The sequence below is a fragment of the Aeromonas sobria genome (genome assembly GCF_006243315.1).
Taxonomy (GTDB): Bacteria; Pseudomonadota; Gammaproteobacteria; order Enterobacterales; family Aeromonadaceae; genus Aeromonas; species Aeromonas sobria_A.
The window spans coordinates 1-14,532 of record NZ_NKWE01000045.1; the positions used below are offsets into that span (position 1 = coordinate 1).

The window sequence follows — 14,532 nt, forward strand, 5'->3', positions numbered from 1 at the left end:
ATGGTAGACCTCAAGGTGATGGCCTACTTCAAGCTTAGCCTTTCAACACATAATTGGGACAGAGCCTAAAAAAACGGCGCCACTCAATGAGTAGCGCCGTTTTTTCGTTAAGCCGTGTTAGCGAGCCTGGATCGGCGCCGTCACGTACTTGAACAGGAAATCAGTCACCTCTTCGCGCGCCGGGCGCTGGGGTTGATTGATCATCTGCATCATCACATAGCCAAAACCACTCAGTGAGCGGGCCAGATCCTGTGCTGATAGCACACTGGTGATCTCCCCTGCATCCATGGCGGTTTGCAGCTCGCTGGCGATCAGCTCAAGACACTGATCGAGCAGCCGGGTATAGCGGGGCCATACCTCTTCCCGAACTGATGAACTCCACTCCAGCCAGATACCGGCATAATCCGGTTGATCGTAGGCGGCATCGACAGAGAGGCTGACATGACGCCTGACCTTGTCGAAGATGGAGCCGTTGGCATCGTATGCCTGTGACAGCATATGGTTCACAAAGCGTTCGATCTCGGCCAGCACCTCATCAACCAACTCCTCGCGGGTGTTGAAATAGTTGAATACGGTAGCAACTGAGACCTTAGCCTGTTCGGCTATCTCGGCGTGCCCTGCACGGCCAATGCCGCGACGGGAGAACACCTCGATGGCACATTCCATCAATTGGGAGCGACGAGCTTCCGGCGAGAGCCGGGTACGACGTCTTATTTCTGCGCGTGGTTCCATAGTTTTTATCATCTAATAGTTATTGATTATGGTGTTTATAGTATTTTAACTAATCATGCCTGAGTGCCTGCTAACTCTATCAATTAAAATAAGCCGATAAAAGCACCACGTATCTCTAGCACCCTTCAACATGAGTGGTAGAATCATCGGTTTTGATATTCATGAACGGCCAAATCCCCTTTGGCCTTATGGGAGTAAGTGATGAAACACACTGTCGAGGTGATGATCTCCGAGGCTGAAGTAGCCGCCCGGATCGCCAAATTGGGTGAAGAGATCACCGCTCGCTATCAGGGTTCCGACGAAGTCGTGATGATTGCACTGCTACGCGGCTCCTGCGTATTTCTGGCTGATCTCAGCCGTCAGTGCCAACTGCCTATCACCATGGACTTCATGACCGCCTCCAGCTATGGCTCCGGCATGCACAGCACCCGTGACGTCCGTATCCTGAAAGACCTGGACGACGACATCAAGGGCAAGGATGTGGTGATCGTGGAAGACATCATCGACACCGGTTACACCCTCAACAAGGTGCGCGAGATCCTCTCCCTGCGCGAGCCGAAATCTCTGGCCATCTGCACCCTGCTGGACAAACCTTCCCGCCGCGAAGTGCAGGTGCCGGTAGACTGGATTGGCTTCGCCATCCCGGACGAGTTCGTGGTCGGCTGTGGCATCGACTACGCCCAGAAGTACCGCAACCTGCCGTTTATCGGCAAAGTGGTACCCCAGGAGTAAGCCAGGTTCAGGAATATCGCGGGTGACGTGGCCTGGTGCCATGTACTCTGTGCGGGCGGCCTTGGCCGCCCTTTCTGTATCGAGCCGGTTCAACCATCACAGAGGTTGTAATGAACGCACTGGAAATCAGCGGCCTGAAAAAGACCTATCAGGGGGGCGTCGAAGCCCTTAAAGGCATCGATCTTGCCGTCAAGCAGGGGGACTTTTTCGCCCTGCTCGGCCCGAACGGCGCGGGCAAATCCACCACTATCGGCGTCATCAGCTCGCTGGTGAACAAGAGCGCCGGCAAGGTGAAGGTGTTTGGCTACGACATCGACAGCGATCTGGAACAGGCCAAGGCCCAGCTCGGGCTGGTGCCGCAGGAGTTCAACTTCAGCCAGTTCGAGAAGGTGATCCAGATTGTCACCCATCAGGCCGGTTTCTACGGCGTGCCCAAGGCGGAAGCGAAAATTCGCGCCGAGAAGTACCTGCGCCAGCTCGATCTGTGGGAGAAGCGCGACATGGCTGCCCGCACCCTCTCCGGCGGCATGAAGCGCCGCTTGATGATAGCCCGCGCCCTGATGCACGAGCCCAAACTGCTGATCCTCGACGAACCGACCGCCGGGGTCGATATCGAGATCCGCCGCTCCATGTGGACTTTCCTCAAGGAGCTCAACGAGCAGGGTGTCACCATCATACTCACCACCCACTATCTGGAAGAGGCCGAGATGCTGTGTCGCAACATCGGCATCATCGACAAGGGTCGCCTGATCGAGCACACCAGCATGAAAAACCTGCTGGGCAAGTTGGGCCGTGAGACCTTCCTGCTCGACCTTGCTCCAGGTTCTGCCGTACCGGACGTACCGGAGTTCAACGGTCGCATGCCGGATGAGCGCACCCTCGAGGTGGATCTCGACAAGAGCCAGTCACTCAACAGCCTGTTCGAACAGCTATCGAGCCAGCAGGTGCAGGTCGTGAGCATGCGCAACAAGGCCAACCGGCTGGAAGAGCTGTTCGTCAATCTGGTCGAAGAGGGGAGAAAAGCATGAATCTGGCCATCTATTACATCGCCTTCAAGAGCATTCTGGCCAAGGAAGTGAGCCGCTTTACCCGGATCTGGATCCAGACCCTGGTGCCACCGGCCATCACCATGAGCCTCTACTTCGTCATCTTCGGCAACCTGATCGGTTCGCGCATCGGTGACATGGGCGGCTTCAGCTACATGGAGTTCATCGTGCCCGGCCTCATCATGATGTCGGTGATCACCAACTCCTACTCCAACGTCGCCTCCTCCTTCTTCAGCGCCAAGTTCCAGCGCAATATCGAGGAGATGCTGGTAGCGCCGGTGCCCAACTACGTCATCATCGCCGGCTATGTGGGCGGTGGCGTGGCGCGCGGCCTCTGTGTCGGCCTCATCGTCACTCTGGTGTCGCTGTTCTTCGTGCCGCTGCAGATCCACCATCTGTTCAGCGTCTGCTTCACCGTGCTGCTCACCTCGATCCTCTTCTCGCTGGGTGGCCTCATCAATGCGGTGTTTGCCAAGACCTTCGACGACATCAGCATCATCCCCACCTTCGTGCTGACGCCGCTCACCTATCTGGGCGGGGTGTTCTACTCCATCAGCCTGCTGCCCTCCTTCTGGCAGGGTATCTCCCAGGTGAACCCCATCATCTACATGGTGAACGCGTTCCGTTACGGCTTCCTCGGTATCTCCGACGTGCCGCTCGGCACCGCCTACCTCATCATCATCGGCTTTATCGTGGCCCTCTACGGTATCGCCTGGTGGCTCATCTCCCGAGGTACCGGGCTGCGCCACTGATCGGATTGAAAGTTCACTGCAACGGGCACCTTCGGGTGCCCGTTTTCTTTAGCCAGCAGCACATGGGGGAACAAGCCGGACAACCAAAAGCGCTTCCCCCGAGCAATACGGCCATCAGGGTATCAGTAGAAAATGAAGCCACCCCTCGCACTGCTCCGCAAAATCGAGATTTATCTTGCTCGCCTTGGGGTTAGCCATTGCTGCTCAACCGGTAATGGTTAGAATTTACCCCCATCCATAAAGAGGTAGAACATGCCTGCGTTGCTGCGCATGCTGGCCAATCTGGCGCTGGGTGGCTTCTTCGTCGCCTCCGCCGGCTTCAAGCTGGTATCCCCCACCCTGTTTGTCGAACAGATCGCGGCCTTCGGGCTGATCTGGCCATCACTGATCCCGCCGGTGGCCTAGGGGCTGATCGCCCTTGAGCTCTGCGCGGGCTTGGCGGTGATCGCCAACCGGCGCTGGGGGCTGTGGTTGGTGATCGGGCTGCTCGCCCTGTTTATTCCGGTGTTGGGCTATGGCGTCGCCATCGGGCTCGACATCTCTTGCGGCTGTCTTGGCAGGGCTGATCTCAGCTCGCTGCCGGAGGCCATCTTGCGGGATCTGCTGCTACTGACGCTTGCGGGCGCCCTGCTGCGAACTTCCCGCCCCGTTTTTCCCGTTCTAAAGGAGTAGTGACATGATGACATTGCGATCCCGCACTCTGCTGGCCTCGCTGATCGCCGCCAGTTTTGCCCTCACGGGCTGTGGTGACAACCAGTTCGAGCAGGAGGTGAAGCTGGAGCAGTCGGCTGTACAACTGGCGCAAGAGGCACAGCAAGGTGGCTATCAGCTGCTGACCGTGGCCGAGCTGAAGACCCGGATGGACAAGGGCGAGGAGCTGGTGATCATCGACACCATGCCCTATGAGGAGTCCTACAAGAAAGAGCACATCCCGGGCGCCAAGAACTTCGTGTTCGTGAAGGAGGCCAAGTCCGGCGACAACTGGAGCGAAATCGTCGAGGGGAGCGGCACTCCGGAGCAGTTCCAGGCGCTGCTGGGTGAAGACAAAGCCCGCCCTGTGGTGATCTACTGCGGCTTCGTCAAGTGCGGCCGCAGCCACAACGCCGCCGCCTGGGCGGTGACTCAGGGCTATCAGCAGGTCTATCGGGTGCCGGGCGGCATCTTCGCCTGGAAAGGAGCCGGTTACCCCGTCTCTGCCGAGTAACCCCTTGCCCACAAGGCAACACCGCCGACATAAAGAAGCCCGCTACTGCGGGCTTCTTTCGTATGGTCAGTTCATGTCAGATCAGAGCTTGGGGGCGTCGTACTGTTCGGGTTCGTCGCTATAGACGCAGACGTTCCACTTGGCGGCCAAGCCGTCATCGGCCAGACAGTAACGCTCGAAGAACGCGCTAATCTCGGCGCGCTGGCAGTGGGCTTCAAAGGCCGCCATGTCTTGCCAAATCTCGTTGAACACTATAGGGAAGCTCTCCCCCTCGGCAAACGGGCTGACGATGTGGCGGGTCACCCGATATTGCAGACAACCATCCTCACGCAGGGTGTTGGGCTCGAGCGCCTGCAGCACCTGAAACAGGGCTTGCTCCTGACCGGGTTTGGGCAGGAATTGGGCAATGCAGTAAACCTTCTTGGACATGGGGTCCTCCTGGTTGTGGCGGGCTCAGGCTTGTTGCAGCGTGACCACTTGGTTGTCGATAAGGCGGGCCTTGCCCAGATAGGCGGCCATCAGGATCACCAGCTGCGCGCTCTCGTCAGTGGCGGATTCGAGGGTGGCGGCATCGACGATGTCGATGGCATCGGTACGGAAACCGGCGTTGTCGAGACGCTGACTGGCTTGCGCCACCAGCGACGGCAGGTGGTGGTCACCCGCTTCGATCTGCCCGGCGATCCAGTTCATGGTGCGCACCAGCTCGGGGGCCAATGCCCGCTCGGCAGCAGTCAGATAGCCGTTGCGCGAGGAGAGCGCCAGTCCGTCTTCGGCCCGCACTGTGGGCACGCCGACGATCTCGATGGGCATCGCCATGTCGGCCACCATCTTGCGAATGAGCGCCAGCTGCTGGTAATCCTTCTGGCCAAAGCAGGCCACATCCGGCTGCACCAGATTGAACAGCTTGGTGACCACTGTGCTGACACCACGGAAGTGACCGGGGCGCAGCGCCCCTTCCAGCAGGCCGGAGAGGCCCGGCACCTCGACGAAGGTCTGGCTGGCCAGCCCCTGCGGATACATGATCTCCGGGGTCGGGGTGAACACCATGTCGACGCCGGAGGCTTCCAGCGCCGCGCAATCCTGCTCCAGGGTACGCGGGTAGTTGGCAAGATCCTCGACCTTGTCGAACTGCATCGGGTTGACGAAGATGCTGACCACCACCTTCTCGGCGTGGCTGTGCGCCTCTTTCACCAGGGTCAGGTGCCCCTGATGCAGGTTGCCCATGGTGGGCACGAATGCGATGGCACGCCCTTCACGGCGCCATTGGCTTATCTGCTCACGCAGAGCGACGGGATTATTTACGACCAACATCAGCAGTTCACCTTCCGATAAATCAAAAAGAGACGGATTACATCACCCAAAGCGGATGGCACTGGATTGTTCACCAGCATCATCTGCAGCTCAACTATCCAATAGTTCAACTATCCAGTAGTTCAACTATCAGCAATTCAACTATGCAGCAGCACAACCTCAGATGAATTAACAAGATACGGATTAAATATCTCTGGCCAGAAAAGGCAAATGGGGGCATATGCCCCCATCAGAATACCGAACCGGATCAGTTAAAACAGTGTTCGGGGCCGGGGAAGCTCCCCTCGCTCACCTGCTGGACATAGAGGCGGATGGCGGCACGCACATCACCGGTCTCGGCCAGGAAGTTCTTGGTGAACTTGGGCACATAACCGGAGGTGACGCCAAAGGCATCGTGCATCACCAGGATCTGGCCGTCGGTCGCGGGACCGGCACCTATGCCGATCACCGGAATGCGCAGCGCCTTGGTGATGCGCTCGGCCAGCGCAGTGGGCACACACTCGAGCACCAGCAGCTGGATACCGGCCGCTTGCAGTTCGAGGGCCTGACGGTAGATCTCCTGGGCCTGAAACTCGTCGCGCCCCTGCACCTTGAAGCCGCCAAAGACATGGACGGATTGCGGGGTCAGGCCGAGGTGACCGCACACCGGTACCCCGTTGCGGGTGAGGTGGCGGATGGAGTCGCAGAGCCAGTCACCCCCTTCCAGCTTCACCATGCGGGCACCGGCCGCCATCAAGCGGGCTGCGTTCTGGTAAGTCTGATCCGGGGTGGCGTAGCTCATGAACGGCATGTCGGCGATGACCAGCGCCTTGCTGGCACCGCGCGCCACACAGCGGGTGTGATAGACCATCTCATCCATGTTGACCGCCAGGGTATCCTGGCCCCCTTGCAACACCATGCCCAGCGAATCGCCGATGAGCAGCACGTGGGCGCCCTCGTCGTCGAACAGCTTGGCAAAGGTGGCATCATAGGCGGTGATGGCGGTGAACTTTTGACCTTCCTGCTTCATCTTCAGCAGGCTGGCGGTGGTGATCTTGCTCATAGAGGCTCCTGTACGTCTGCACTCGGGGCAATGATGGCCAAATCATTGTGCGGGCAGCGGGCAACCAGTCGGGCGAGCGGGGTGCAGCAGGGCAACACCAGAGCAGGCGCAATTTCGGCAAGGGGCAGCAGCACGAACTCCCGCTCCTTCATGCCGTAGTGTGGTACGATCAGGCGCTCATGGTTGATCACCTGATCCCCATAGAGCAGCAGATCGAGATCCAGGGTTCTCGGCCCCCACCGCTCATCTTTGCGCACACGTCCCTGTTCCAGCTCGATTTTTTGTAATTGATCCAGCAGCGCAAGGGGCGCAAGCCGGGTATTGAGCCGGACCACGGCATTGACGTAGTCCGGTTGGTCAGCAGGGCCCATGGGGTGGCTGCTGTAAAACGACGAGGCCTGCACCAGCACAGATTCCGGCAACCTTGCCAACGCGGCGACGGCGCGACGAGCCTGACCCAGCGGGTCAGACAGGTTGGAACCAATGGCGATGAAGACCTCGGTCATCACGTCTGTTATCACTCAGCCACTTTCGGCTTGCGGCGACGGGGGCGGCGACGGTTGCGGCTATTGCTGCTACCACGTTTCTCGCCGTCAGCGCTGCGGGGTTCAGCGGCCGGGGCACGCTCGCCACTCGCAGGGCGGCGGGTCGCCTCCCGCTGCAGTTGCGGCCGCACATCGGAATTGGAGGCGACATAGCGCTCCCACCAGCTGGCCAGCTCGCCAAGGCCACGTTCGACCCGGTTGCGCAGCAACAGGAAGTCGAATGCCGCGCGGAACTTGGCATGCTCCATGGCGCGCTCGGGGTGACGGCCCTGACGACGGGTCAGACGCTGTTGCAGTGCCCAGATATCGCGGACATCGGTAGTGAAACGGCGGGGAACGGCGATGATCCGCACCTGATTGTCCAGCACCTCGTTGATCGCCAGCATGAAGGCGTCATACCAGGGCAGGCCGCTCTCGTTCTCCAGCACCCGACCACGGGCTTCAACACAACCCCACAACAGGGTGGCGTACAGGAACGCCGGATTGACCCGCTTATCTTCACGGACCCGGGCATCGGTATCGGCCAGGGCATGTTCGATAAACTGTTCGTAAGGTGAGTTGCCGTGCGGGGTGAACAGCGCAGCCACTTGCGGGAACAATGGCTGGAACAGACCATATTCACGCAACAGCTTGTAGGTCGCCAGACCGTCGCCAGCCAGGAACAGCTTGAGGGTCTCCTCAAACAGGCGGGCCGGAGGAATATCCTGCAGCAGCGAGGCCAACTCGGCGATGGGGGCGGCAGTGCGCGGGCTGATGGTCATATCCAGCTTGGCGGCAAAACGTACCGCACGCAGCATCCGCACCGGATCTTCGCGGTAACGGGTCTCGGGATCACCAATTAGCTCCAGCTTGCGCTCGGCCAGATCTTCCAGCCCACCCTCGAAATCGTGCAGGGTAAAATCCTTGGCACTGTAATAGAGGGCGTTAACGGTAAAGTCGCGGCGCTCGGCATCCTCTTCGATGGTGCCGTAGACGTTGTCGCGCAGCAGCATGCCTTCGTCAGACTGGACCGACATATGTTTGCTGGTATTGACCTGATGGTGGTGACCCCGGAAGGTGGCCACTTCGATCACGTCACGACCAAAGACAATGTGGGCCAGACGAAAACGGCGGCCAATCAGGCGGCAGTTGCTAAACAGCGCCTTGATCTGCTCCGGCGTCGCATCGGTGGCGATGTCGAAATCCTTGGGCGTCTTCCCGAGCAGAATATCCCGGACTCCGCCGCCGACCAGGTAGGCTTCATAGCCCCCTTTGTTCAGGCGATAGAGCACCTTGAGTGCATTCTCGCTGATCTCTTTGCGCGAAACAGGGTGCTGGTCACGGCTTAAGGTACGACGTTGACCGGCGACACGGGCTGGAACAGGAGATTCCGCCGGCTGCTCGCCGTCTTCCTTGCCGAGCACCTTGCGGCAAAAGTTTGCGATCTGGGAAAAAATGGTACACCTCTTAATTACTTCTAAATTGACGGGAGGCCAAAAAATAGCGGCCTATGATAGCTCACGCCTGACCAAATGAAAAACCGTGCTGACAATTGATCCCGCATGAAACCGTCTGTCAGCAAAAATAGCTGTTTACCTGTGCCTAGCTCCCGTCTTATTACACGAAAACCGGCTCTCTTTACTCAACATCCAGCGGGATCTTCTGGCTGGCGGGCACCCGTTCGAGCTGCCAGTTGGCAATGCCCCAACCGATGATTTCGTTGATCCGGCTCGTCATCAGCTCGGGCGGCGGACACTGGCCAAGGAAGTGCAGCGCCTGCCACAGGGCCGGTCGCACCTCATCGAGCGCCAGTGCCGGCGCATGGTTCTGCTTCGACAACTTGTTGCCATCGGCCAGCACCGCCAGCGGCAGATGCGCCCAGTCAGGCACCGGCGCCCCCAGGGTTTGGTAGAGCGCAATCTGGCGCACCGTCGGCTCCAGCAGATCGGCGCCGCGCACTATCTCGGTGATGCCGCTGTCCATGTCATCCACCACTACCGCCAGGTTGTAGGCATAGAGACCATCACGGCGGCGAATAATGAAATCCTCTTCGGCCAGCGCCGCAGGCACCGCGATATGGCCCTGCAATCGGTCGTCGAAACGGTAGACCGGCTGGTGCTGACACAACCGGGCGGCGCAACCCGCTGCAGTCAGCCCGAGGGTGCGACAGTGGCCACTATAAAGCCCCCCCGCAGCCATGATTTCCCGGCGGGTACAACGGCACCAGTAGAGATCACCAGCCTGATAGAGCTGCTCGATGATCTGGTCATAGCGGTCATGGCGATCGCTTTGATAGATCACCTCCCCGTCCCACTCCAAGCCGTATGCCTCCAGCGTCTGGAGGATCAGGCCCGCGGCCCCCGCCATCTCGCGCGGCGGATCAATATCTTCAATCCGCACCAACCAGCGCCCCTGCTGCGCTCTGGCCTGCAAAAAACTGCCAAGTGCCGCAATCAGCGAGCCGAAGTGAAGCGGGCCAGAGGGTGAGGGGGCGAAGCGACCGACATAGGGGCGTATGTGGGGTAAGGACGTGGTATTCACTGACATGGCGGTTCGGGTAAGCAATACATTGAGGCTGCATTCTGGGGGGCACCCGCCAAAAGCTCAATAAAAAAGGGAGCCTGCGAGCTCCCTTTTTTATCTGTCAGAGGGGCGGGATCAACCGGCCATCTGTTTTTCCTTGATCTCGGCCAGCGTCTTGCAGTCGACACAAAGGTCGGCGGTAGGACGGGCTTCAAGACGACGGATACCGATTTCGATACCGCAATGCTCGCAGTAACCAAAATCATCGTCTTCAAGCAACACCAAGGTCTTCTCGATCTTCTTGATCAATTTGCGCTCACGATCCCGGGTACGCAACTCGAGAGCAAACTCTTCTTCTTGCGCGGCACGATCTACCGGATCCGGAAAGTTAGCGGCTTCATCTTTCATATGATCAACTGTGCGATCAACTTCCTGCATCAGTTGATTACGCCAGGCGCCCAAGATCTTGCGAAAATGCGTCTTTTGTTTGTCATTCATGTACTCCTCACCCGGCTGGACCTGGTAAGGCTCGACACCCGCAATCGCCAGGGGGCCCAGAGATTTTCTGCTTTCGCCTGTTGGCATGCCCTGTCTCCTAATTCAACACGCTACACGTGCCATCCATAAATTGAGGGCGACATCTATAGCAGAAGGGTAACGGGTAAGCAAACGAGCCGTACCAATAATGTTACCTAATCCTATATTTATCCACATCCCTCGGATCACAAGTGGCCAGATTCAAACGGAATAAAATTCTGAGCCACCATGCCGTAGACCCCAACATGGGGCCGATAGCATAAAATTTCAACCCCGGCTGCTATTGACTGCTCAATTAGCAGACTATAGTGCGGATCTATATGGGTTGCAGGGCGCATCCGGGTTATTCCGGAGTGCAACACCATAAATAACAGCACGGCCCTGTGGCCTGCCGCTTTCATCGCCATCAATTCACGCAAGTGCTTGGCACCACGGGCAGTGACCGCATCAGGGAAGTAACCCATGCCAGCCCCTTCCCGCTCATCGAGCAGGGTCACCGATTTTACCTCGATGTAACAATTACCCTTCTCGTCATCTTCCAGCAGCAGATCGATGCGACTGTTCTCTTCGCCATACTTCACCTCGGTGCGCAACCGGCTGTAACCCGCCAGCGGGGCGAGCGCCTGCAGCTCGATAAGCTCGCGGGCGATCTGGTTGGCACGGGCGGTATTGACGCAGATAAAGTGGCCCGCCGGACTCTCGGCGATTTCCCAGCTGTTGGGCAGCTTGCGCTTGGGATTGTCGGAGGTGGAGTACCAGACCCGGGTGCCCGGCTCGGCGCAGCCGGTCATGGCGCCGGTATTGGCGCAGTGGATGGTGATCTGCTCACCGTTATCGAGTTGCACATCGGTCAGAAAGCGCTTGTAGCGTGAAATAAGCTGACCGGATTGCAATGGCGGATCAAACGTCATGCACTTACCTTCTCTCTGGTACGAAGCGGCCAGCAGGCGAGCGGCTGGTAGCGCACTCCGTCCGGGGTCGAGATCGATTGATAGAGGCAGAACTCATCGGCCTGCAGCAGAAAATCGGGGGCTGGCAGGGGGGCCGGTGCCTCACCCGCCTTGCGCGACAAGGTGACATGGGGGCGATAACCCTGCTCGCCATTGCCAAGTCGCAGCTTCTCGCCGTGGCGACGCAGCGCCCGGGCCAATACGTTCAGCTCGTTGGGCCACTCTTTCGGGCCGACCCAGGCGGCCTTGGCCCGGCTGAACCAGCCGGTCTCATCCAGCCTGATGGCGAGCGGCGGGCAGTGTTGATGTTCAACAGCGGCAATCAGGCGGCGGGTGGTCAGCTCGTCCGCCTCGCCCAGAAAGGCCAGGGTCAGATGGAGGTTTGCTTGCGGCACCAGCTGACCGGGCCAGGGCTGTTGATCGCGCCAGCCGATAAGCTCGGGGGCGAGCGCCTTGATGGGCAGAGCAAAGAAGAGTTTTGCCATATCGATGAGAGTACCTCTTTAACACTCACTGGATGGCCCCATTCTATGACAGCTATCCGGCCGTGTCTCGCTACCCGCCCAACTGGCCAGCCTCTCACATCCACTCACGGTGGCACGGCTGGCTGTGGCAGAATAGGCGCCGATTTCCCGCTCGTCACAGAAGGTTCCCATCGCTTTGTCCCAGCTCCCCATCGTTTCGGTCTTGCCCGAACTCTTTGCCGCCCTCGACAGCCACAGCAGCGTGATCCTGCAGGCGCCCCCCGGCGCGGGTAAATCGACCCTGCTGCCACTGGAGCTGGTGCGCCAGAACCGGCTTCCCGGCCGCATCATCATGCTGGAGCCAAGACGGCTGGCGGCGCGCAATATCGCCAGTTTTCTGGCACGCCAGTTGGGGGAGAAGGTGGGCGAGCGCATTGGCTTGCGGGTCCGTGGCGAGAGCCGCACCAGTGGCCAGACCCAGCTCGAGATAGTGACCGAAGGGGTGTTGACCCGGATGCTGCAACAAGACCCCGAGCTGACCGGTGTCTCGCTGGTGATCTTCGATGAGTTCCACGAACGCAGCCTGCACGCCGATACCGCGCTGGCCTTCGCCATCGAGAGCCAGCAAGGGCTGCGCGATGACCTCAAGCTGCTGGTGATGTCCGCCACCCTGGATGGCATGGCGCTCGAGCGCCTGTTGCCGGATGCTCCTGTGGTTCGCTCCGAGGGGCGCGGTTTTCCCATCGACTATCACTACCGCCCCGCCAACCGCCAGCAGTGGCTGGAGCCGCAGGTCGGCGCCGTGGTGCTCGAAGCGCTGGCCGCCCACCGCGGCAGCCTGCTGGTGTTTCTGCCGGGACAGGGGGAGATCGAGCGGCTAGCGCAGTGGTTGGCAGACAAGCTGCCGGACGACGTGACCCTCGCCCCCCTCTACGGTCGCCTCGACATGGCGGCCCAGCAGGCGGCCATCGAACCTGCGCCTGCTGGCCGCCGTAAGCTGGTGCTCACCACCAATGTGGCGGAGACCTCCCTCACCATCGAGGGGATCTCGGTGGTGATCGACAGCGGGCTGGAGCGGCGCGCCTCCTTTGATCTGAAAAGCGGTGTCACCCGACTGGAGACCCGCCAGATAGCCAAATCCTCCGCTACCCAGCGGGCAGGCCGCGCCGGTCGTCTCGGCCCCGGTGTCTGCTACCGGCTCTGGAGCAGCGAGGTACAGGAGCGGCTCGCCGAGCAGAGCCCGCCAGATATTCTCACTCAAGAGCTGACCGGCCTGCTGCAGGATGCCGCCCAGTGGGGCGCCAAGGTGGAAGATCTGCCACTGCTGGACATGCCCCCCGCCGCTGCGTTGGCCAGCGCCCAGCGGCTGCTGGTGGCCCTTGGCGCCATGAAGCCGGAGGGTGAGCAACAACTCACTCCCGCTGGCCGCGCCATGGCCGCCTTCGGTACCCACCCTCGCCTCGCCCGCATGCTGCTGCGGGCCCGCGAGCTGGAGTCCGGGGGTCTGACAGGGATTGTCGCCGATGCCGCATATCTGGTGGCGTTGCAGGAAGAAGATATGCGAGGCTCGGAACGCCTCTCGGTGCTGTTCCACCGCCGTCAAAGCGCCCTGCGTCAGGGGGCAGCCCGCTGGTTTGAACGGCTTGGCACCCGCCCAGCCACTGCGCAAGGTCAGTGGCTGGGGCTGCTCTGCGCCCTCGCCTGGCCGGATCGCATCGGCAAGCTGCGCAGCGGCAATCGCTATCAACTCAGTGGTGGGGTGAGCTGCGATCTGGTAGAAGGTCATCCATGTCAGGGACAAGCGGCCCTCATCGCCATCGAGATGGGGCAAAACGATCGCGGCAGCCGCATCTTTATCGCCGAACCGATCGAGCTGGACGAGCTGGTACGCCTGCTGCCGGAGCTGGTGAGCGAGCGGCAATGGTTCGACTGGGATGAACGGGAAGAGCGGGTGCGGGCCGAACGCCAGCTGGTGATCGGCGAACTGGTGCTGAGCCAGCGACCGCTGACCGAACTCTCTGACGAGCAGAAAGGACGCTGCCTGCTGCAAGGCATTCGCCGCAAGGGGCTGCATGTGCTGCCCTGGGACGAGAGCAGCGAAGGGCTGCTGGCCCGTTTGCGTTGCGCCCGCGACTGGCTGCCCGATGAGGAGTGGCCCGCCATGGATGACGACAGCCTGTTGGCCGCGCTGGAACAGTGGCTGCTACCGGCGGTGAGTGGCATGACCCGGCTGGAGCAGCTGAAAAAGCTCAATCTGGGCGACATCCTGCGCCAATCCCTGCCCTGGCCGCTGCCCAAGCGACTGGACGAGGCGCTGCCGAGCCACTTTGCTGCGCCGACCGGCAGCCGGGTGCGGATCCGCTATCAACCGGGGCAGGCACCGGTGATCCCGGTGCGCATTCAGGAGATGTTCGGGCAAGGTTCGACCCCCTGCGTGGCCGATGGCCGGGTGCCGCTGGTGGTGGAGTTGCTCTCTCCCGCCCAGCGGCCGCTGCAGATCACCGCCGATCTGGCTGCCTTCTGGGCGGGCACCTACGAACTGGTGAAGAAAGAGATGAAGGGGCGCTATCCCCGCCACTACTGGCCGGACAATCCGCTGGACGCGATGCCGACCAAGGTCATCAAGAAGAAGATGGGCATCTAGGTTCGATGGGTTAATCCCGATCGGACGTTCGCGAATGCGACATAACAAGTAGAAAGGAAAGCAAAGAGGAT

General features: G+C 60.2%; 15 protein-coding genes and 1 pseudogene. 6 read left to right on the forward strand and 10 right to left on the reverse strand.

Going from position 1 to position 14,532, the window contains the following annotated elements:
* Positions 1-117: 117 nt before the first annotated feature.
* Positions 118-732: a TetR/AcrR family transcriptional regulator gene (locus CF137_RS14775; protein WP_139691667.1), complete on the reverse strand. Its 615-nt coding sequence runs from the start codon at positions 730-732 to the stop codon at positions 118-120.
* 201 nt (positions 733-933) lie between these two features.
* On the opposite strand from CF137_RS14775, the gene hpt reads away from it, so the two are divergent.
* The 5 genes and pseudogenes from hpt (at position 934) to CF137_RS14800 (ending at position 4,466) form a co-directional block, all read left to right on the forward strand.
* Positions 934-1,464, forward strand: coding sequence for a hypoxanthine phosphoribosyltransferase (gene hpt / locus CF137_RS14780; RefSeq protein ID WP_042023605.1), 531 nt, complete (start codon positions 934-936; stop codon positions 1,462-1,464).
* 110 nt (positions 1,465-1,574) lie between these two features.
* Positions 1,575-2,492, forward strand: a complete 918-nt coding sequence (locus CF137_RS14785; RefSeq protein WP_101325779.1) for an ABC transporter ATP-binding protein — start codon at positions 1,575-1,577, stop codon at positions 2,490-2,492.
* Complete coding sequence (locus CF137_RS14790; RefSeq protein WP_139719931.1) at positions 2,489-3,262, forward strand: ABC transporter permease; 774 nt, start codon at positions 2,489-2,491, stop codon at positions 3,260-3,262. The genes CF137_RS14785 and CF137_RS14790 overlap by 4 nt, the downstream gene beginning before the upstream one ends.
* A gap of 252 nt (positions 3,263-3,514) precedes the next feature.
* Positions 3,515-3,934, forward strand: a pseudogene (locus CF137_RS14795) (MauE/DoxX family redox-associated membrane protein).
* Positions 3,935-3,938: 4 nt separating this feature from the next.
* On the forward strand, positions 3,939-4,466 hold the full coding sequence (locus CF137_RS14800; protein ID WP_139719933.1) for a rhodanese-like domain-containing protein: 528 nt from the start codon (positions 3,939-3,941) through the stop codon (positions 4,464-4,466).
* Between the two features lie 81 nt (positions 4,467-4,547).
* Here CF137_RS14800 and CF137_RS14805 read toward each other — a convergent pair whose 3' ends face one another.
* The 9 genes from CF137_RS14805 to thpR form a co-directional block, all read right to left on the reverse strand.
* Positions 4,548-4,895, reverse strand: a complete 348-nt coding sequence (locus CF137_RS14805; RefSeq protein ID WP_139719935.1) for a putative quinol monooxygenase — start codon at positions 4,893-4,895, stop codon at positions 4,548-4,550.
* A gap of 24 nt (positions 4,896-4,919) precedes the next feature.
* Positions 4,920-5,777: a pantoate--beta-alanine ligase gene (panC, locus tag CF137_RS14810; RefSeq protein ID WP_139719937.1), complete on the reverse strand. Its 858-nt coding sequence runs from the start codon at positions 5,775-5,777 to the stop codon at positions 4,920-4,922.
* 247 nt (positions 5,778-6,024) lie between these two features.
* Positions 6,025-6,819: a 3-methyl-2-oxobutanoate hydroxymethyltransferase gene (gene panB / locus CF137_RS14815; protein ID WP_139719939.1), complete on the reverse strand. Its 795-nt coding sequence runs from the start codon at positions 6,817-6,819 to the stop codon at positions 6,025-6,027.
* Positions 6,816-7,325 carry a 2-amino-4-hydroxy-6-hydroxymethyldihydropteridine diphosphokinase gene (folK, locus tag CF137_RS14820; protein ID WP_139720219.1) on the reverse strand — a complete coding sequence of 170 codons (510 nt, stop codon included), beginning with the start codon at positions 7,323-7,325 and terminating at the stop codon, positions 6,816-6,818. Before folK ends, panB begins: the two co-directional genes overlap by 4 nt.
* Positions 7,326-7,336: 11 nt before the next feature.
* Positions 7,337-8,815 (reverse strand): polynucleotide adenylyltransferase PcnB, encoded by a 1,479-nt coding sequence (gene pcnB, locus CF137_RS14825; RefSeq protein ID WP_139719941.1) that lies wholly within the window; start codon positions 8,813-8,815, stop codon positions 7,337-7,339.
* A gap of 166 nt (positions 8,816-8,981) precedes the next feature.
* Positions 8,982-9,890 (reverse strand): tRNA glutamyl-Q(34) synthetase GluQRS, encoded by a 909-nt coding sequence (gene gluQRS / locus CF137_RS14830; RefSeq protein WP_139719943.1) that lies wholly within the window; start codon positions 9,888-9,890, stop codon positions 8,982-8,984.
* A 111-nt stretch (positions 9,891-10,001) separates the two neighbouring features.
* Positions 10,002-10,451: an RNA polymerase-binding protein DksA gene (gene dksA / locus CF137_RS14835; protein ID WP_042023554.1), complete on the reverse strand. Its 450-nt coding sequence runs from the start codon at positions 10,449-10,451 to the stop codon at positions 10,002-10,004.
* Between the two features lie 137 nt (positions 10,452-10,588).
* Complete coding sequence (sfsA, locus tag CF137_RS14840) at positions 10,589-11,314, reverse strand: DNA/RNA nuclease SfsA (RefSeq protein ID WP_139719945.1); 726 nt, start codon at positions 11,312-11,314, stop codon at positions 10,589-10,591.
* Complete coding sequence (gene thpR / locus CF137_RS14845; RefSeq protein ID WP_139719947.1) at positions 11,311-11,838, reverse strand: RNA 2',3'-cyclic phosphodiesterase; 528 nt, start codon at positions 11,836-11,838, stop codon at positions 11,311-11,313. Before thpR ends, sfsA begins: the two co-directional genes overlap by 4 nt.
* A 175-nt stretch (positions 11,839-12,013) precedes the next feature.
* Between thpR and hrpB the strand changes: the two genes are divergently transcribed.
* Positions 12,014-14,461, forward strand: a complete 2,448-nt coding sequence (gene hrpB, locus CF137_RS14850) for an ATP-dependent helicase HrpB (protein ID WP_139719949.1) — start codon at positions 12,014-12,016, stop codon at positions 14,459-14,461.
* Positions 14,462-14,532: the final 71 nt, after the last annotated feature.